This is a genomic window from Streptomyces sp. NPDC043867, from assembly GCF_056435845.1.
On sequence record NZ_JBWKDS010000010.1, the window covers coordinates 53,695 to 72,440 of the forward strand.

The following is an 18,746-nucleotide window of genomic DNA, read 5'->3' on the forward strand; positions in this document are numbered from 1 at the left end:
CGGCCGGACCGGCCGGAAAAGGAGAGGGGGAAGCGCCGACATGCCGACCTGCCCGAACGGACACCAGTCGGGTTCCGACGACTGGTGCGAGGTCTGCGGTCACCGCATGGCCGGTGCCGTACCCCCGCCCCCGCCGCCGCCCCCCGCCGGCTACGGCTACCCGCCGCCCGGCTCGCCCCCGCCGCCCGGTGCGGGTGGTCAGCCCGGAGGCGGCCGGCCCTTCTCCGGCGCCCCCGACCGCGAGCCGCAGCTCTGCCCGCAGTGCCGCACGCCCCGCGAGGGCGGCGCGCCGTTCTGCGAGGAGTGCCGGTGGAACTTCCTGACCAACACCGCCACCTCGTACACCCCGGCCGCGCCGCGTCCGCCGGCGCCCGGCCCGGGGGCTGCGGGCGGCCCCGGCCCGGGGCAGCGCTTCCAGCAGCAGCCCGGCCCGTCCTACGGCGCCGGCGGTGACGCGTACGACTACCAGAGCTCGCGGCCCTCGCAGATGAACCGGCCCGCCGAGCCGATCCCGCCGTACGGCCAGGAACCCTCCGGTCCGTCCGGCTTCGGCGGCAACCCGCCGGGCCCGTCCGGCTTTCCCGGCGAACCCTCGCGCCCCGGCCCGTCGGGCTTCCCCGGCGAGGCCTCGCGACCCGGTCCGTCCGGTTTTCCGGCCGATCCTTCACGCCCCGGCCCGTCCGGCTTCCCCGGTGATCCCTCGCGGCCGGTTCCGCCGCAGTCCGGCGGTCCCGGCGCTCCGCAGGCCTTCCAGCAGCAGAGTCCCGCCGCGCCGCCGGCCTTCCCCGGCGAACGGCAGCAGCCGCAGGCCCCGCAGCCAGGCGGTCCGGCCTTCGGGGGCGACGACGACTGGGTGCTTCCCCCGCCGTCCACCGGCCCCGGCGGCCAGGGCGGCCCCGGCGGACCGGGCAACCCCGACCAGGGACAGGGGCACGGGCAGGGTGGCTACGGCTTCCCGCAGCCCGGCGCGACCCAGGCCCCGCCCGCCCCGGGCCCCGACTACCAGCAGCAGCCGCAGACCTGGACCGCGACCATCGGTCCCGACCGCGCGTACTTCATGGCGATGATGCAGCGCTCCGGTCCCGAGGCCGCGGGGCTGAACCTGCCCGCGTACTCCCCCGAGCAGCAGCGCCCCCTCACCGGCAACCAGCTCACCATCGGCCGCCGCCGCCACTCCACCGGCGACACCCCCGACATCGACCTGTCGGTGCCGCCGGAGGACCCGGGCGTCTCGCACCAGCACGCGGTCCTGGTCCAGCAGCCGGACGGCAGCTGGGCGGTCGTCGACCAGAACTCCACGAACGGCACGACGGTCAACGGCGGCGAGGAGCCCATCCAGCCCTTCGTGCCCGTCCCGCTCCAGGACGGCGACCGGGTCCACGTGGGTGCCTGGACGACGATCACCGTCCGCCGGGGCTGAGGGCTCTCCCCGGCCGGGGCGCGTGCCACCCGGCGCTCACCGGCCCGGTCCGCGTACGGCGGCCGCGCTCACGCCAACGGCCAGGTGTACGGCCCCTCGGGGTCGTCCAGCCAGGCCCAGGCGTCCGCGCCGCTGACCGTCACGCCGTACCGCTCCCGCGACGGCGCCTCCTCGCGCTCCCACACGGCGTACGCCTCGTGCGGGTCGACACGGCCCGCCGTCAGTGTCAGCAGGAACCGGAACAGGTCGTCGGTGGTGGCCCGGCGCGGCAGCCCGCCCAGTTCGGGGAGCTCAGGCTCGGGCTGGGTGTCCCCGCGCAGCGGCACGAAGAAGGCGGGCGTGTGCAGGAAGCGCCCCTCGGCGTGCCCGGCGTCCCGCACGCGCAGGGCGATCAGACCGGTGGCCAGCGGCGCGAGGATCCGGGCCCCCGGCCGGCACTGAGGGAGCCAGGCCCGCGGGATTGAGGTCAGCGTGCAGGTCGCGATGATCCGGTCGAAGGGCGCGCGCTCCGGGACTCCCCGTGCTCCGTCACCGGTGACGACGGCCGGGTGGTGACCGGCGACGGCGAGGTGCCGCCGTGCCGAGCCCGTGATCTCCGGATCGAGATCGACGGTGGTGACGAGACCGTCGCCGAGCCGGTGCGCGAGCAGGGCCGCGTTGTAGCCGGTGCCGGCGCCGATCTCCAGGACGGCGTCCCCGTCGCGTACCGCCAGCTCGGTCAGCATCTTCGCCATCAGTGAGGGCTGGCTGCTGGAGGACAGCAGCTCCCCGTCCCGCACCCGCGTCGCCAGCGGGGCGTCGGCGTACGCGCCACGCAGCCAGCGCTCGCGTCGGCGCGGGTCGGGATCCTCTCCCCACATCCGCTCGTAACCGCCGAGGACGCCGACGTAGTAGTACGGCACGAAGAGGTGACGCGGGACCGTCTCGAACGCCTCCCGCCACAGCGGGTCGCCGCCCCAGGCCCCGCTCGCGTCGATCTCGCGCACCAGCGCCGCCCGCGCGGACGTGGCGAGGTCGTCGAGGCCGGGGTCGAGAGCGTGCGCACCCATACCTCCACTGTGCTGCCGGAGTGCCCGCGACGCGAATACCGGAGCCATCCCGTCCGCACTCGGCACCAAGAGGCTCCTCGGCGCGCTCACCGTGCTACCCGGCGGGCCGGGCGAAGGTGGGGAGTCCTAGGGCCTGTCGTTTGGATCAGGCTGGCTGTGACCGACGGTTCGTCCTGACCGACCCGAGCGGGGTCTGGCGCGTGCAGCTGCAAGGCGGAGGAGGGAGTCGACGCGGAGCGTCGGCGACCGACGACAACGCCGCAGATGTGCGTGCCAGACCCCGCGACGCCGGCATGATCCAAACGACAGGCCCTAGGCCCTGAGTCCTCGGTCGGCGCGTCTGAGACGATGGACGGGTGAATGAGATCCCGCGCGGCACGCTTCAGGAGCAGACCTTCTACGAGCAGGTCGGCGGCGAGGAGACCTTCCGCCGCCTCGTGCACCGTTTCTACCAGGGCGTCGCCGAGGACCCGCTGCTGCGGCCCATGTACCCCGAGGAGGAGCTGGGACCGGCCGAGGACCGCCTCACTCTCTTCCTCATCCAGTACTGGGGCGGGCCGACGACGTACAGCGACAACCGCGGCCACCCCCGGCTGCGGATGCGCCACGCCCCCTTCGCCGTCGATCAGGCCGCGCACGACGCGTGGCTGCGGCACATGCGCGTCGCCGTCGAGGAGCTCGGCCTCTCCGAGGAGCACGAGCACACCCTGTGGAAGTACCTGACGTACGCCGCCGCGTCGATGGTGAACACCGCGGGCTGACCTCACGGCCGGCTGACCTCACGGCGGGCTTCCCGTGGCCCGTCCGGCACGGGACCGGTGCGGACGGGCGGGACGGCGCCGGGTGCGGACGGGCGGGGCGTTCAGCGGACGCTGACGTCCAGCGCCCCGAGTCCCGCCCTGCGTACGGCTATCGAACCGTAGGGCGTGCGCAGCCGCAGCCAGGCCCCCGACGAGTACAGGGCCGGCGACTCCTCGTCCGACGCCGCCGTACGCGCGGGACGCAGGAACCCGAGCGCCTGTGCGGCATGCGCGGCCCGCACCGGAAGGGCGCTGTCGCCGACGGGCCGGGACCAGATCTCCCGGCCGATCCGGTCGAGCTCGGCCCGCGTACGCTGCTCGGCCGCCAACTCCTGCGTACGGGACCGGAATTCGGACACCGCCGTGCCGACGGCCGCCCGGACCGCGTCCAGTGGCGGAAGCCCGGGCTCCGGCCGCCATCCGCCGCGGGGCGGAAGCAACCCGGCCCACGGCGGCCCGGTGACGGCGGCCGGCACGGTGACGGCGGCAGCCGCTTCGTCGAGCGACTCCAGCAGTTCACCGGCGGAGACGGTCACGTCCAGCGTGACGTCCAGTCCGCTCTCGTACGGCTTGACGAGCCGCGCCGCACGCACGGCGAGGACCTCGAACGACGGCGGCCGTCCGAACACCGCCAGCGTCGTGCCGGACGCCTGGAGGCGCACGGCGGCGGCACGGTCGTAGTGGATGAGCCTGGCCAGGAAGGCGGCGAGGTCCGCCGCCTCCCCCTCGTCGGCCAGCTCCAGGTCCGTCATGCGGCGACGGCCTCGGCCCGGTCGTCCTGGTACTCCAGCAGGAACTCCCGCTCCTCCGCCGTGATCCTGCGCGGGCGCTGCGCCTCGAAGTCGAACGGCACGATCACCGTCTGGGCCCGGACGTACACCTGGTCCGGGTCCTTGACCTCGTAGGCGAGCGTGAACGACGCCGCCCTTATCTGCGTCACCCAGAGCTCGATGTCCACCGGCGCGTGCCGGTGGACCAGCTGGCGCTTGTAGTCGATCTCATGGCGCGCCACCACGGACCCCTGCTGGAAATCCTTGTCCGGGCGGAACAGGAAGTCGATACGGGCTTCCTCCAGGTAGCGGAGGAAGACCACATTGTTCACGTGGCCGTACGCGTCCATGTCCGCCCAGCGCAGCGGGCAGCGGTAGATGTGCCGCAAGATCAGCCCCGGGTCAGCTTCTTGTAGGTGGCACGGTGCGGACGCGCGGCGTCCGGGCCGAGCCGCTCGACCTTGTTCTTCTCGTACGAATCGAAGTTGCCCTCGAACCAGAACCACTTCGAGTCACCCTCGTACGCGAGGATGTGCGTCGCCACCCGGTCCAGGAACCACCGGTCGTGGGAGACGACCACGGCCGCACCCGGGAACTCAAGCAGCGCGTTCTCCAGGGAGGAGAGCGTCTCCACGTCGAGGTCGTTGGTCGGTTCGTCGAGGAGCAGCAGGTTGCCGCCCTGCTTGAGGGTCAGCGCCAGGTTCAGCCGGTTGCGCTCACCGCCGGACAGGACGCCGGCCGGCTTCTGCTGGTCCGGGCCCTTGAAGCCGAAGGCGGAGACGTAGGCGCGCGAGGGCATCTCGACCTGGCCGACGTTGATGTAGTCCAGCTCGTCGGAGACGACGGCCCACAGCGACTTCTTCGGGTCGATGTTCGCGCGGCTCTGGTCGACGTACGAGATCTTGACCGTGTCGCCGACCTTGATCGTGCCGGAGTCCGGGGTCTCCAGACCCTGGATCATCTTGAACAGCGTGGTCTTGCCGGCGCCGTTCGGGCCGATGACGCCCACGATGCCGTTGCGCGGCAGGGTGAAGGAGAGGTCGTCGATGAGAACCTTGTCACCGAAGGCCTTGCTGAGGTTGTTGACCTCGACCACGATGCTGCCCAGGCGCGGGCCCGGCGGGATCTGGATCTCCTCGAAGTCCAGCTTCCGCATCTTGTCCGCCTCGGCGGCCATCTCCTCGTAGCGGGACAGACGCGCCTTGGACTTGGCCTGCCGGCCCTTGGCGTTGGACCGCACCCACTCGAGCTCTTCCTTGAGCCGCTTGGCGCGCTTGGCGTCCTTCTGGCCCTCGACCTTGAGGCGGGAGGACTTCTTGTCGAGGTACGTGGAGTAGTTGCCCTCGTAGGGGTGGGCGCGGCCGCGGTCCAGTTCGAGGATCCACTCGGCCACGTTGTCCAGGAAGTACCGGTCGTGGGTGACGGCGACGACGGTGCCGGGGTACTTCGCGAGGTGCTGCTCCAGCCACTGCACGGACTCGGCGTCCAGGTGGTTGGTGGGCTCGTCGAGCAGCAGCAGGTCCGGGGCTTCGAGGAGCAGCTTGCAGAGCGCGACGCGGCGGCGCTCACCACCGGAGAGGTTGGTGACCGGCCAGTCGCCGGGCGGGCAGCCCAGGGCGTCCATGGCCTGCTCCAGCTGGGTGTCCAGGTCCCACGCGTTGGCGTGGTCCAGGTCGTCCTGGAGCTTGCCCATCTCCTCCATGAGCGCGTCCGAGTAGTCGGTCGCCATCAGCTCGGCGACCTCGTTAAAGCGCCTGAGCTTGCCCATGATCTCGGCGGCGCCGTCCTGCACGTTCTCCAGGACCGTCTTCGACTCGTCCAGAGGCGGCTCCTGCAGGAGCATGCCGACCGAGTAGCCGGGCGACAGGAACGCGTCACCGTTCGACGGCTGCTCGAGGCCGGCCATGATCTTCAGAACGGTGGACTTACCGGCGCCGTTCGGGCCGACCACACCGATCTTCGCTCCGGGCAGGAAGCTCAGGGTGACGTCGTCGAGAATCACCTTGTCGCCGTGCGCCTTGCGCGCCTTGCGCATGGTGTAAATGAACTCAGCCAAGAGAAACCGTCCGGACGCTTGAAATCGGCAGTGGGCAGATACACCCCATCTTGCCTGACGGCCACCCCTGGATGGAAACCAGTCTCATCGGGGGCCCGCGACCTGCACGTCAGGGCCGGCGTCCGCGGCGGTTGCCGTACCCGGTGCCGGCTCTTCGCGTCGCGCGGCGCCGGTCGGGGCCGTGGCTCGCTGTGGAGGTGTCAAGGTGCCGTGCCGCTCAGTCCTGCGTCGGGGTCTTCTTCCGAATGAGCAGCAGCGCCGTGCCGCCGATGACGAGCAGCGCGAGGGCGGTGCCCGCGATCATCGGGGTGGCTCCGGAGCCGCCGGTCGCGGCGAGGTCGGTGCCGCCGGTGGAGGTGTCGCCGCCCGCCGTGGCCGGGCTCGGCTCACTGAGCGTCTGGGCCGCGTCGCCGCCCGCGCCGCTTTCGGTCTCGCAGTCGAGCACGCCGGTGAAGCGCTTCTCGAAGCCGTTCGGGCCCTCGATCGTGAAGTCGTACGCCTGGTCCTCCTGGAGCGGGATCGTCACCGTCTGTGTCACCCCCGCCTCGACGGTGTGCTCCACTCCCATCAGCTCGAAGGTGAACGGCTCGTCCCCCTCGTTGGCGGCCGTGATGTCCACGCCGGACTTGGCGCAGTTCTTCCGGGCGGACAGCGCGGGTATCGCACCCTTCTCCGCCCAGGTCGCGGTCGCCGTCGCGGAGACCGTGGACTCGCTGGAACCCGCGAGTATCTGGGTCTGGCTCCGGGTCTCGGAGGCGAAGGCACGGCCGACGGGCACGGTCGTCGACGCCTGCACGGTCAGCGCTGCGGAACCGTCCGCCGTGTCCTGCGGCACCTCGAAGTAGAGCCGGCTGCCGTCCGTCGCCGAGGTGACCCGCTTGCCGTGCTGATCGACGATCTTCATTCCGGCCGCGGTCGCGTCGGCGGGCGGGGACACCGTCACCTTGTCCGCGTTCGTGTGCACCGTCACCGGGCCGAGCTTCCCGCCCGCGTGACCGGAGACCGCGGGCGGGTCGAGGGTGAGCGAGGCCCTGGGCTCCGCGAGGCTGTGTGCGCTCCGGTGCAGGTAGTCCGCGAGCTTCTCCGCCCGCGGGCTCACGGCGTCCACGTCGGCGCCGTCCGAGTACCGCCAGATGGCGACCTGGGTGCCGGCCGCCGCGTCCTGCTCGGTGAGGCCGCTCGTCCCCGCCTTGCGCGCCAGCGCCGCGAGATCGTTGACCTGCGGGTAGGAGTTCTGCAGGATCCAGCGGATCTTGCCCGCGTCCACGTTGCCGTTGAGGGAGGTGCCGCTCCAGGGGGTCTCCTGGTACTTGGCGTCCTTCTGCGTCGGGTTGTGCACGTCGACGCAGTAGGTCTGGAGCATGCCGCCGTTGTCGACGGACATCTCGAAGAGTCCCGCGGAGACCTCCAGGTCCCCTTCGGCGTCGTGGATCACGGCGTCGCCGTACGTCTTCAGGCCGCCTATCGTCGCGGTCGCACCGCCCTGGCTCTGCGGGGTCTCGTCGGCGACGGCCGCGCCGGCGGTGGCCATCGCCCCGGCGGCGACGAGCCCCGACACCAACGTCGCGGCGGCGAGGCGCGCGGCCCCTCGCCTGCGCGCGGACGACGCAGAGAACGAAGAAAACACAGAATTCCCCTTCGAGCAGGACCCGTTGACGTGGGGGAACGGTCCCACCAGCAGAATCAGAAGCCCCATGAGCTATGCCCGGCATCCTAGGTAGGGGGCACACCGCTCTCCCCGGTCATGTCATCCGATAACCGATCCGACTCGGAATCGTTATCGCTGAGAACACCCTGTGAGCTGGGCTTATCGACAAATCCACGAAAATCGTCGGCACACCGACGCCGATAGGCCGTGCGCCAGGTCAGTTCGCTCCGATCTCTGACATCACGTCACCACGGCGGGCAGCGGCTGCTCCTGCGCCGCCGGCGCGGTCCGGCTCCCCGGATCCGTCTCCCACTCGGGCTCGGGCCGGGATGCGGCGGGAACGCCGGACTCCCCCTTGCCGGACGGGCGACGGAATGCCGAGGTCCCTCGTGACAGGTCGTGGCCGACCGCCACGGCGTCGATGTCCGCCGACGTCCGGCTCTGCCCCTCGCGCACCTCGGTGCGCACCTTCAGCCTGCCCTGCACGATGACCGGGTCGCCCACCGAGAGGGACGCTCCCACGTTGGTCGCGAGCGCCCGGTTGGCCCACACCGTGAAGAAGTTGGTGTGCCCGTCCGTCCAGGTGCTCTTCTCGCGGTCCCAGTACCGCGCGGTCACGGCGAGCCGGAAGCGGGCCGAGGCTCCTGACCCCAACTCCCGGTACACCGGCTGCGTCGCCACGTTCCCCACCGCGCACACCATGGTCTCGTTCATCCCGAACCCCTCCCTCACCCCGGCTGTCCAGCCGGGCGGATCGCGGACAGGCGTACAGGCCCGGCCCGTACGGCTGCGTCTGTCGCGGCGATCACGTCGGTGCGATCGCCGTGGGACCAGACTGCCTCCGCCGGGCCGGGCCCGCTGAGCGCTGTGGACCGTCGCCGGGTTGTGGACAACTGCGTCACCCGAACGAGGAGTTCCGCGGTCCCGGGAGACCCGCGGCCCCGCACAGGGGCTCGGCACACCCACCCCCGCCCAGCAGCCGCCCCACCCAGAGGTCACCCTGCCCAACGGCGCGGCCCCCGCAGAGGGTGAGGCCCTAGACCCGCGTCCCCACGACCCTCCCGAACTGCTCCCGCACCTCCCGGTACCGCAGCAGTTCCGCCGCCACCGGGTCGAGCACCCGGGCCCGTCCGCACCCGGCGGCCGCCTCCCGCAGCCGCCGTTCCGCTTCGAGCCCGTATCTGCGCGCCGGACCGCGCGCCGCCAGCTTGCTGCTCCACTCCACGACCGGACCACCGACGATGCCCGTCACCATCAGCAGCACCGGCACACCGAGGTTCGGCGCCATGAACCCGATGATCTGACCCAACAGCCACAGCCCGCCGATCATCTGAAGAATCGTCATGGCAGCCTGAGCGAACACAGCCACCGGCCACCAGCCGGGCCGCGGCGGCCGCCCGGGCGGGCCTCCCGCACGCACGGCGAGTTCGTCCAGCGCCTCCGGCAGCCCCTGCGCGCCCCGGGCGGCCGCCTCGCGCACCGCCTGCGCCCAGGGCGCGGGCAGCCCGTACGCCGCCCGTTCCGCGACCGTACGCACCGCCTGCTCGACGCGCTGGCGCGCGGTGGCCTCCTCGTCCGCGGGCGCCCGCACGGGCAGCCGCCCGGTCGGGGGTTCGCGCCGGTCCTGGTACCAGCGCCACAGCCTCAGCCAGGGAGTGCCGCACGCGCGGTTCGCGTTGCGCAGCCACGCCCGCTCGGCCGCGTCCCCCGCGGCGGTGGCGCCCACCGCGTCGGCGAGCCGGTCGGCGAACTCGTCGCGTGCCTCCTCGCTGAGCCCGGCGCGCCGGCCGGTCGCGTAGACGGGCCACAGCCGGGCCGCGGCCACGTCCAGGTCGGCGCAGATCCGGCGGGCCGCGGCGCCGCGCTCGGCCACGAACTGACCGAGTGCCTCGCGCAGTTCACCGATTCCGTGCCCGGTGAGCCCGGACACCGCAAGCACGGTGGCGCCCGGCTCGCCGTACTCCCCCAGGGCGATGCCGTCCTCGTCGAGCAGCCGCCGCAGGTCGTCGAGGACCTGGTCGGCGGCCTCACCGGGGAGCCGGTCCACCTGGTTGAGGACCACGAACGTGACCTCCGCGTGCGCCGCCATGGGCCGCAGATAGCGCTCGTGGAGTACCGCGTCCGCGTACTTCTCGGGATCGACCACCCAGATGACCGCGTCGACGAGCGCCAGGATGCGGTCCACGTGTTCGCGGTGCTGGACGGCCGCCGAGTCGTGGTCGGGCAGGTCCACCAGGACGAGCCCGCGCAGCTGCGACTCCGCCTCGGGGCTCTGCAACGGCCTGCGGCGCAGCCGTCCGGGGATGCCGAGCCGGTCGATGAGCGTGGCCGCGCCGTCGCTCCAGCTGCACGCGATGGGGGCCGCCGTGGTCGGCCGGCGTACGCCGGTCTCCGAGATGGCCACCCCGGCGAGTGCGTTGAAGAGCTGGGACTTGCCGCTGCCGGTGGCTCCGGCGATGGCGACCACCGTGTGCTGTCCGGAGAGTTTGCGCCGGGCCGCCGCCTCGTCCAGGACCCTGCCCGCCTCGGAGAGCGTCCTGTTGTCGAGCCGGGCGCGGGACAGGCCCACGAGTTCGCGCAGGGCGTCGAGGCGGGAACGCAGCGGCCCGTCGTACGCGAGAGGGGCGGGCGGCGCCTGGACGGCGGTCCTGGTCTCCACCACGGGTGTCTCCTGCGGGGTGTCCGTCTCGGACACCCGCCGCGCGATCAGTCCGTCGTCCCAGCCCGGCCCGGACTCCGCCCCGGCGGCCTCGCCGGCGCGGTCATCACCGTCCCGGCCGCCGCGCTCGTCCTTGTCGCCCCTGCCTCTCCTGGAGATGAACCTGATCGGTTTGATCGTCCTGCCGGTCCCCGGGGCGGTGGCGTCCTTGCCGTCCTCGGCGCTCGCGAGGCGCGGGCCCGCCTCCTCGCGCTCCACGCGCGCGTGGCCACCGTTCGAGGAAGCGTTGCCGGCGCGTCCGCCCTCGGAGGGCTCACGTGCCGGACGCCTGCCGCTCCCGGCCTCCACGGAGGTTCCGGGTTCGGAACGGGCACTCCCGTGGAGGTCGTCTTTCGAAGTGCCTTCCCTGGGAAGGCCGTTTCCGGAAGTGCCGTCCCCTGAGGGGTCGTCTCCGGGACGGTCGGCGTGATCCGTGCGGTCAGTGACGGCGGTCACAGCGGTCACCTCTCCTTCTGCAGTACGGACAGCGCGGCGATGAGTTCGGCCTGGGGTTCCGGGTGTACGTCGAGTGCGTCGAGAGGCGCGAGACGACGCTCGCGCTCGGTGTGCAGCGCCCTGTCGAGGTAGTCGGTGAGCAGGCGCCCGCCCCGGTCCCGGAGCCGCAGGGCGCCGTGCGCGCCGATCCGCTCGGCGAGTCCCTCACCCGCGGCTCTCCCCCGGCGGCCGCCCAGGAGCGTGGTCGCGACCAGCGCGGCCACCACCTCGGCGTCCGGTGCGACGCTCTTGTCGAGGTCGCGGACCTCCTCCTCCGCGTACTCCTCCAGGACCCGCCGCCAGCGCCGTACGGCCATCCCGACGCGGTGCTCTGCGCTTTCCAGGGTCGGGTCACGGTCCGTCAGCCCCGGCGCGGCCGCCGCGGGTTCCCGCCGCCAGGCCTCGTCGATCCGTTCGTCGGCGGCGGTGACGGCGCACAGCACGAGCGCTCCGAGGCTCTCGACGAGCGCGTCCAGCAGTTCGCCCGCGGTGCAGTCCAGCGGATAGGCGCGCCAGCGCTTCAGCGCGTCCCCGGCGAGCACGGCCCCGGACTGCAGGCGGCCCCGCACGCGCGCGTACTCGCTGTCGTAGGCCCCGTCCACGGCGGCGGTGAGCCGCAGGGCGGCCGCGTACTGCGCGGCGGCCGCGGCGGCCAGTTCGGGCATCCGGGACTTCAGCGAGTCGAGGACGCCGTAGGCGGTGCGGGCCATCGCCTGGTGGCGGGCCGCGGGATCCTGGACGTGATGGATGAGCCAGGTCCGCAGCGGCGCGACCGCGGTCGCCGGGAGGAGCCCACCGCCCCAGGCCGACTCGGGCAGTTCGGGCACGGTGAAACGGGGCACGTCGCCGAGTCCCGCCTTGGTGAGCAGCGCGCCGTACTGCCGTGACACCTCGGACACCACCTGGTGGGGCACCCGGTCGAGCACGGTGACCAGGGTCGCCTGGTTCTCCTTGGCCGTACGCAGCAGGTGCCAGGGCACCGCGTCGGCGTACCGGGCGGCCGTGGTCACCATGACCCAGATGTCGGCGGCGCAGATGAGTTCGGCGGCGAGGACGCGGTTGTCGGCGACCAGCGAGTCGACGTCGGGCGCGTCGAGCAGGGCGAGGCCCGGTGGCAGCGTGTCGGCGGTCTCGATGCGCAGCACCCGCTCACCGCGTTCGACGGGTGTGTGCATGTCGTCGCCCGGCTCCTGATGAGGCACCCACACGCGCGTGAGGTCGGGCAGCACCCGCATCCCGCTGAACCAGTGATGGTCCTCCGGATGACAGACCAGCACCGGGGTGCGGGTGGTCGGCCGCAGCACTCCCGCCTCGCTCACCCGGCGTCCCACGAGTGAGTTCACCAGGGTCGACTTGCCGGCCCCGGTGGATCCGCCCACCACGGCCAGCAGGGGTGCTTCGGGGTCTCTCAACCTGGGCACCAGATAGTCGTCGAGCTGTGCGAGCAGTTCATCGCGGTTGGCACGCGCGCGTGGAGCCCCAGCCAGGGGCAGCGGGAAGCGTGCGGCGGCGACACGGTCGCGCAGGGCGGAGAGTGCGTCGAGCAGCTGAGGCCGTACGTCCAAGGTCACCACATGCGAAGAATGCCCAATTTTGGAGGCTTTCTGAAGCATATGGACACGCCTGCGCGCCGACAGGACACAAGGGGGCGGAAGGGATGACTGGGGCGCAGGCATAACGAGTGCACAACACCCGGTGCGCCAGAAGCCAAAAGCGGTGCACGATTCGTATCCGCCTGCGATTATCAGGACCGCTTCACCGAACCTCCACATCGAGCCACGGAGGGGAAGCATCAAGGACAAGGACGCGGGAGCCCTATCCTTGTCCCCGGCACCGTCACGGACCAGCCCACACCCGGGCAACACCAGGACACAGGCCACCACACCCGGCCCCCGTAGCTCAGTGGATAGAGCAGGCGCCTTCTAAGCGCTTGGCCGCAGGTTCGAGTCCTGCCGGGGGCGCACACACCCTGTCTCCTGCGAAAATGCATGAGGGGTTCCTTGGTGTCCGGATGCACATCGCTGCGCGACCAAGCGCCTTGACTGTCCACGATCGCGGACACCTCGCAGCCGCTCTTCGAACACGCGAAAGATCCTGCCAGGCCCGGTGCGTCGGGACGCGGCTTCACCTGAACCCTCTGAACCCATGCGGTGACCAGCACCAGCCTGCGCCCAAGAACCGTTTCTCCCGACTCCCGGCCCCGCTCCCCGGAGCTTTCCCCGTCGATAAGGGTGACGCAGCGCTTATCGCCGTTACCACCCGTGACCGGACGCGTTGAAGGGGAAGTGCGGTCGCGTTCGTGCGGCCGCGCTTACCGAGTAGAAGGAGAACGTGATGTCCCGCATCGCGAAGGCAGCCACTGTCGTTCTCGGCACCAGTGCCGTGGTCCTCAGCGGGGCCGGCCTGGCCACCGCCGACGCCGACGCCAGCGCCGCCGCCGTCGGCTCGCCCGGCGTCCTGTCCGGCAACGTCCTGCAGGTTCCGGTCCACGTGCCGATCAACCTGTGCGGGAACACGATCAACGTCGTCGGCCTGCTGAACCCGGCCTTCGGCAACACCTGCATCAACAAGAGCGGTGACAAGCACTACCACCAGCACGACGACAAGAAGGACAGCGGCTACGGCCACTGACCGGCCCGCACACGCGTAACGACCCCCGGCAGTGGTACCGCCGGGGGTCTCGCACGACAGAGGGCCGGCGCCGGTCACGCGTACCGGTAGATCCCGCCGACGTCCTCCAGCTGATCCGGTGTCACGTTCCACGGAGGCATCGCCTCGTGCCGCGCGACGATCCGCCGGTACTGTGAACTGCCCGGCCCCGGCGGGCTCGCGGGCAGGTAGCGTGCTCCGCGGTGCTTTCGCTGCCAGCGGGTCCAGAGCAGATCCACGAAGGCGTGGTGCAGCCAGAAGACCGGGTCGTTGACGGAGGCACCGCCGAGCATGTGCCCGCCGACCCAGCGGTGGACGCGGTTGTGGTTGCGCCACGCGCCGCTGCCGCCGCCTGCCCCCCATCCCTCGAGTTTGTTGCGGAACCCCCGCGCCGACGTGGAGTTCCAGGGGTGCGCGTCATAGACCGGATCGTCCAGAGCGCGGGCCAGCTCGGCCGCCGTCGGCAGCTTGATCGGATCCCGGGGGCGCCCGAAGTCGCGGGTGAGGTACTCGATGTCGGTGACCCCCTCCTTGATCTTCCACTTCCCGTTCCCGTAGGCGAAGGGCCCGCTCATGACCCGGTGGTCGGAGCGCCGGCCGTTGCCGCCGAGCAGGTCCGCCGTCCAGGGGGCGGAGGACGGTGTGCGGCTGCGCGTCCAGTCCCAGTAGGGCACGCTCACAGAGGAGTCCACCCGCCGCAGCGCCCGCTCCAGGTCCAGCAGGAATCTGCGGTGCCAGGGCAGGAACGACGGCGCCATGTGGGCGGTGCGCAGACCGTCGTCGCCGTCGGAGACGTAGTACTCGATGTGCATCCGCACGAAGTCGTCGTACTCGCCGCGGCGCTTGATCTCCAGCAGCGCCGCGACGAACCGCCGCCGCTCGGTGCGGGTCAGGGAACTGACGTCCCTACGCGTGTACACCATCGTGCCTCCCCCCGGCCGCGAGGCCGCGCAGGTGCTGGGCGGCGCCCAGTTCGTCGACGGCCGCGCGCGCCGCGGCGAGCGGGGTGGGGTAGGACTCGTAGTGGTCGACCATGCTCAGATACGAGCCGTCGGCGCGCCGCATGAGATGCAGCGGCCGCCCGTCCACGGTGACGTGCCACTGTCCGCTGTCGTAGGCGGCACGGCCCGCGACGGAGTAGACGCCGTGGATGTGGCGCCCTCGGTACGTCTCCTCGAAGGTGTCCGCCACGTCACGCGGGTCGGACACCACCTCGTCCCCACCTGACGGTCTCGACGCCGCGACGACGGGGACCGCCGAGACCGCGACGAGCGAGGCGAACATGGCGCGCATGACATTCCGGCGGGTTCTGTTCCCGACCTCCACCGGGCCGGTCGGAGGCACCGGCACTCTGCTGACGGACATCGTTCTCTCCTTGTCGGATCCCGTGGCGGTGGCCGCCCGGTGGGAGGCGGGTGCCGGGGTCCTGACCGCCGGGCGCCCGGCCCCTGGTGGGGTTACTCGCCGAACCCGAGGTTCATCCCCGGCGCCGTCTGCAGCGTCGGGGTGAGCACCCCGGCCTGAGGGAGCTTGGGGTCGGGGAGGCCGAGGTGGCCGGGGTTGGGCGCGGTCAACGGTGCGTCCGTCGACACGCCCGGGGTGAGCGTCCTGAGGTCGGACGCGGGCGCGTCGACGACCAGGTGCTCGAAGTCGTCCCCGAGGGCCTGCGGGAGCGGCGCGTCGACGTCCGCACCGAGCAGTGCCGTGCTGATCGGCACTTGCGGGAGGGTGCGTTCGGGCAGCAGGTGACCCGTGACGAACCGCGGCCCGTTCGGGCTGCCCGGTACGGGCACCGGCAGTTCTCCGGCAACCCTGGGCAACTCCATGCCGAGGGCATGCTCCGCGCCGCCCAGCGGGACCGGGACGGGGACGGCGGGGGCCGCGACGGCGGGCGTCGCCGCCGCTCCGACGGAGGCCGCCACACCTGTCAGGACGGCGGCGAGGGTTGCTCGAGTGGTGGACTTCATCTCAGGTACGGTCCCTTTCAGGATTCGGGGCAATGCGTCCGTACCGCGTAACGATCCCGACAACGGCATCAGCGCAAGATTCCCCCGTCCGACGCAGTAATCGGACCGGCGGCCGTGCGGCTCCGTGGCCGTGCGGCCCTGCGATGCGTGGCACTGCGGCTGTCCGGCCGCCGCACCGGTACGACGATCAGCTCGTCCAGAAGTCCCACCAGCTGGTCAGGTTCAGCACCGTCGTCGGCCGGGCGACGGCCGCCGTCAGACGTGCGCGCCGCGGGCGGGCAGGAGCACGTGCGCCGCGCTGTTCAGGACGTCCTCGTCACCCGCGAAGGCGGTGAGGCTCTCCGGCGCCACGGGCTTGCCGGGCTCCGCCTCCGGCCATGGGCGGGTGGCGAACAGGAAGTAGGTGTAACCGCGTTGCCCCACAGCGGCCAGCCATTCGGCCGGCACCGCGCAACGGGCGTTGAGGTACGGCATGTCGATCACGACCTCGCTTCCTTCGACGGAGAGAGTGAGCGGCAGGTCGGGCCGCTGGGCACCGTCGAGGATCTCGTCGTCCGTCAACAGTCCGTTCCCGCGCAGGAGTTCCTCGACCGCGGCCGTGGAGCCCGCCGGGCCGCCTTCGCCGTCACCCAGGGTGTAGGCGAGGAGGTAGGGCATGTCGCCGTCGGGGGCCGCGCCGCTGAACGCCATGACGACGAGCGTGCCGAGGTCGGCGGCGCGGAAGGGACGGGTGTGGCTTGAGGCTGAGGTCACCGCAAGACCCTATCCAGGCACCGGAATTCGTCCGGTCGCCTCGTCACTCGCCGGGGTGACACCGCGTGGCCGACCACCCGAACGAGGGAGGAGGGTCGAACAGGGGCAAGGACCGGTTCCACAAGCCGGAACCGGCCCCTCGCGTCAGTACGCCGCCGGGTGCCGGCGCGTCACCTCACCCGCCGGCGTACGACGTCACTTGTTGACGCAGACGTTCCCGAACGCGGGGTTGAGAAGGCCGACGACGTTCACGGTGTTGCCGCAGACGTTGACCGGGATGTGGATGGGAACCTGAACGACGTTGCCGGAGAGGACGCCCGGGGAGTTGATGGCGGCACCCTCGGCCTCGGCGTCCGCGAACGCGGTGCCCGCGGCGGCCCCCATGGACATTCCCACGGCGGCGACAATCAGAGCGGCCTTCTTGACGCTGTTCATCATCGGTCCTTTCTTCGAGGTTTGCTCCAGCCTATAAACGGCCCCGCGCACCTTTCCGTCAGGACACGCGATGAAATGAACCTATTAACCGTTGAGAGGAAGGCCGCCGAGCAGGAGATCCGACGGGCTGGTGGCCGTGTTCAGGGCCTTCGTCGCGCCCTTCGCGGTGCTGAGCGCGGAGTCCTTGTTCTCGGTGTCGAGCGCGTTCGACTGCTGCTTCAGGGGCTGCAGGTCCTCCACGTCCAGTGAGCGCTGGCTGCCGATGGTCTCGATGGCGCCGTTCAGGCCGCCGTTGAGGCTGGTGGGCGCGGGGTCGTACGCGAAGGCGGGAGCGGCGGCGCCCGCGGCGACCAGGGAACCGGCAACGACAGCGGCAGCCTTCAGGGACTTCATCGTGTTCCTTTCTTCGGCAACTCGCGTCGCCAGGAGGAATTCCGTACAGACATTACTTGTGCCTGGTCTCTCGACTTCGCCCTGGTCAACGATCCCCGCCGCGACCGGAAACCCCACGCCCGGTAAATTCCTGGACACCACCCGAACGAACGGCGCGTCCCATTCTCATATAAAACAACCGTCGCGCCGGCCGCTCGGGCCGGCTCGACGGCGGGCGCGCCCGTGGTTCGTCTCAGGCGCGGGCACCCAGGCCCAGCAGGGACAGCAGGCCGTTCTGCGGGAGCGGGGAGGAGTCCGGGATGGTGTCCGCCGGGCCGGAGGTCTCCGAGGCAGCGGTGCTGCCGCTGCCGACCGCCGTGGAGGCGACGACGTCGACGAGACCGGTCACCAGGCTCGTGGCCGCCGGCGCCACCTTGCCGAAATCACCCGAGTCGATCACCTCCAGCAGGTTGTCCAGACCGTTCTGCAGCTTCGCGAGCAGGTTGGCGTCGATGTCCGCCGCGTCCTCGTCCCGCAGGCCGTCGGCGTCCGGCGTCTCGTCCGAGGGCTCGGTGGTGGCGTCCCCCACCGGGTCGGCCGGCGCCTCCGCCGTGACCTCCTCGGTGATCTCGGCGATCGCGGTCTTCGCGGCGTCGCCGAGCTCCGCCGCCTCGCCGTCGGAGAGTCGGCCGTTGTCCGTCGTGAGCACCGCGCTGAGCAGGCCGGTGACCGGGGCCAGCGCACCGTCGAGGCCGGCCAGGGCCGCGACCTGGTCCAGGAGCCCGTCCGCGCCGGGGACGGGAGCCGCCGCGTGGGCGCGGCCACGCGCCGAGTCGCCGTCGGCCGCCGTGGCGGCCGGAGCGGCGACCCCGAGCAGGAGCGTGGCGCAGAGTGCGCAGGACGCGATGCGCCCGGCGGGCAGAGCACGCATGGATGTTCCCTTCGATGGTCGCTAGGAGCTTGTGATCACCGTGGGAGCGGTGATCTTTCCCTGCAACCGATCGACCGGGCACCCGTACCCGCCCGGCACCGCCGCCATGAACGTCGTCCCTGGTGAGACGCCGTCTCATCGCGCGGATACCCCCTCCGCCCATTAGGAGCAACGCAGACCGGCCGCCCTCCCGTCGGGGAGAACGGCCGGCAGAAGGGTCGGGGCGGCGTCAGTCGTTGACGCAGACGTTGCCGAACGCGGGGTTCAGCAAGCCGATCACGTCGACGGTGTTGCCGCAGATGTTGACCGGGATGTGGATCGGAACCTGAAGGACGTTGCCCGACAGCACGCCAGGGGAGTTGACGGCGGCGCCGTTCGCCTCGCTGTCGGCGGCGGCGATGCCGGCGGTGCCCGCCACAGCGGCGGCGGCAACGGAGGTCAGGGCCAGGCCCTTCGCGATTCGCGACATGGAGAGGTGCTCCTTGGGAGTCGACACAACAACCGGGCGGAGATGCCCGGCGCTGTGTCAACGCGCGGCTCTCGCGCGGGTTGTGCCTCCAAAGGAGTGATGTCCCGACTGCCCGACTTCACCATTCCGACACACTTGGGATGTTTCACCGATAAATACCGATACCGGCTAGAGTTGCGCTCCTCCCGGGGCCGCTTCGACCCCCGGGACAGGACGGGGGAGTCGGCGCGAGAT

At 71.6% G+C, this 18,746-nt stretch carries 19 protein-coding genes and 1 tRNA gene; 4 read left to right on the forward strand and 16 right to left on the reverse strand.

The annotated features are described in order from the left end of the window. Positions 1–40: 40 nt before the first annotated feature. The gene (locus AC069T_RS12495; RefSeq protein ID WP_478782698.1) at positions 41–1,420 is read left to right on the forward strand and encodes an FHA domain-containing protein; all 1,380 of its coding nucleotides are present in this window, start codon (positions 41–43) and stop codon (positions 1,418–1,420) included. A 68-nt stretch (positions 1,421–1,488) separates the two neighbouring features. Here AC069T_RS12495 and AC069T_RS12500 read toward each other — a convergent pair whose 3' ends face one another. After that, entirely contained in the window at positions 1,489–2,469 is a 981-nt protein-coding gene (locus AC069T_RS12500) for a methyltransferase domain-containing protein (RefSeq protein WP_478782699.1), read from the reverse strand. 356 nt (positions 2,470–2,825) lie between these two features. Here AC069T_RS12500 and AC069T_RS12505 point away from each other — a divergent pair, with 356 nt between their 5' ends. Further along, positions 2,826–3,230: a globin gene (locus AC069T_RS12505; protein ID WP_478782700.1), complete on the forward strand. Its 405-nt coding sequence runs from the start codon at positions 2,826–2,828 to the stop codon at positions 3,228–3,230. A gap of 101 nt (positions 3,231–3,331) precedes the next feature. Here AC069T_RS12505 and AC069T_RS12510 read toward each other — a convergent pair whose 3' ends face one another. The 7 genes from AC069T_RS12510 to AC069T_RS12540 all read right to left on the reverse strand — a co-directional run bounded on the left by AC069T_RS12510 (position 3,332) and on the right by AC069T_RS12540 (position 12,510). Then, positions 3,332–4,021: a DUF8010 domain-containing protein gene (locus tag AC069T_RS12510; RefSeq protein WP_478782701.1), complete on the reverse strand. Its 690-nt coding sequence runs from the start codon at positions 4,019–4,021 to the stop codon at positions 3,332–3,334. Beyond that, positions 4,018–4,428 carry an acyl-CoA thioesterase gene (locus AC069T_RS12515; RefSeq protein ID WP_355785300.1) on the reverse strand — a complete coding sequence of 137 codons (411 nt, stop codon included), beginning with the start codon at positions 4,426–4,428 and terminating at the stop codon, positions 4,018–4,020. The genes AC069T_RS12510 and AC069T_RS12515 overlap by 4 nt, the downstream gene beginning before the upstream one ends. Positions 4,429–4,430: 2 nt before the next feature. Next, on the reverse strand, positions 4,431–6,095 hold the full coding sequence (ettA, locus tag AC069T_RS12520) for an energy-dependent translational throttle protein EttA (protein WP_478782702.1): 1,665 nt from the start codon (positions 6,093–6,095) through the stop codon (positions 4,431–4,433). Positions 6,096–6,312: 217 nt separating this feature from the next. Then, on the reverse strand, positions 6,313–7,722 hold the full coding sequence (locus tag AC069T_RS12525; protein WP_478782703.1) for a Cys-Gln thioester bond-forming surface protein: 1,410 nt from the start codon (positions 7,720–7,722) through the stop codon (positions 6,313–6,315). A gap of 261 nt (positions 7,723–7,983) precedes the next feature. Beyond that, on the reverse strand, positions 7,984–8,457 hold the full coding sequence (locus AC069T_RS12530) for a single-stranded DNA-binding protein (RefSeq protein ID WP_478782704.1): 474 nt from the start codon (positions 8,455–8,457) through the stop codon (positions 7,984–7,986). 322 nt (positions 8,458–8,779) lie between these two features. Then, positions 8,780–10,906: a YfjP family GTPase gene (locus tag AC069T_RS12535; RefSeq protein WP_478782705.1), complete on the reverse strand. Its 2,127-nt coding sequence runs from the start codon at positions 10,904–10,906 to the stop codon at positions 8,780–8,782. Further along, the gene (locus tag AC069T_RS12540) at positions 10,903–12,510 is read right to left on the reverse strand and encodes a dynamin family protein (RefSeq protein WP_478782706.1); all 1,608 of its coding nucleotides are present in this window, start codon (positions 12,508–12,510) and stop codon (positions 10,903–10,905) included. Before AC069T_RS12540 ends, AC069T_RS12535 begins: the two co-directional genes overlap by 4 nt. A 314-nt stretch (positions 12,511–12,824) precedes the next feature. On the opposite strand from AC069T_RS12540, the gene AC069T_RS12545 reads away from it, so the two are divergent. After that, a tRNA-Arg gene (locus tag AC069T_RS12545) sits at positions 12,825–12,897 on the forward strand. Positions 12,898–13,270: 373 nt separating this feature from the next. Then, positions 13,271–13,567 carry a chaplin gene (locus AC069T_RS12550; protein WP_478782707.1) on the forward strand — a complete coding sequence of 99 codons (297 nt, stop codon included), beginning with the start codon at positions 13,271–13,273 and terminating at the stop codon, positions 13,565–13,567. Positions 13,568–13,641: 74 nt separating this feature from the next. Here AC069T_RS12550 and AC069T_RS12555 read toward each other — a convergent pair whose 3' ends face one another. The 8 genes from AC069T_RS12555 to AC069T_RS12590 all read right to left on the reverse strand — a co-directional run bounded on the left by AC069T_RS12555 (position 13,642) and on the right by AC069T_RS12590 (position 18,512). Next, on the reverse strand, positions 13,642–14,508 hold the full coding sequence (locus AC069T_RS12555; RefSeq protein ID WP_478782708.1) for a tyrosinase family protein: 867 nt from the start codon (positions 14,506–14,508) through the stop codon (positions 13,642–13,644). After that, positions 14,492–14,950 (reverse strand): tyrosinase family oxidase copper chaperone, encoded by a 459-nt coding sequence (locus AC069T_RS12560; protein ID WP_478782709.1) that lies wholly within the window; start codon positions 14,948–14,950, stop codon positions 14,492–14,494. Before AC069T_RS12560 ends, AC069T_RS12555 begins: the two co-directional genes overlap by 17 nt. A gap of 92 nt (positions 14,951–15,042) precedes the next feature. Next, positions 15,043–15,552 carry a hypothetical protein gene (locus AC069T_RS12565; RefSeq protein WP_478782710.1) on the reverse strand — a complete coding sequence of 170 codons (510 nt, stop codon included), beginning with the start codon at positions 15,550–15,552 and terminating at the stop codon, positions 15,043–15,045. A 255-nt stretch (positions 15,553–15,807) separates the two neighbouring features. Next, positions 15,808–16,305 (reverse strand): DUF5949 family protein, encoded by a 498-nt coding sequence (locus tag AC069T_RS12570; RefSeq protein ID WP_478782711.1) that lies wholly within the window; start codon positions 16,303–16,305, stop codon positions 15,808–15,810. Between the two features lie 195 nt (positions 16,306–16,500). Then, positions 16,501–16,740, reverse strand: coding sequence for a chaplin (locus tag AC069T_RS12575; RefSeq protein ID WP_478782821.1), 240 nt, complete (start codon positions 16,738–16,740; stop codon positions 16,501–16,503). 84 nt (positions 16,741–16,824) lie between these two features. After that, entirely contained in the window at positions 16,825–17,133 is a 309-nt protein-coding gene (locus AC069T_RS12580) for a hypothetical protein (protein WP_358849950.1), read from the reverse strand. A 232-nt stretch (positions 17,134–17,365) separates the two neighbouring features. Beyond that, positions 17,366–18,043, reverse strand: a complete 678-nt coding sequence (locus AC069T_RS12585) for a hypothetical protein (RefSeq protein WP_478782712.1) — start codon at positions 18,041–18,043, stop codon at positions 17,366–17,368. A gap of 229 nt (positions 18,044–18,272) precedes the next feature. After that, positions 18,273–18,512: a chaplin gene (locus AC069T_RS12590; RefSeq protein ID WP_478782713.1), complete on the reverse strand. Its 240-nt coding sequence runs from the start codon at positions 18,510–18,512 to the stop codon at positions 18,273–18,275. Between the last annotated feature and the right edge of the window lie 234 nt (positions 18,513–18,746).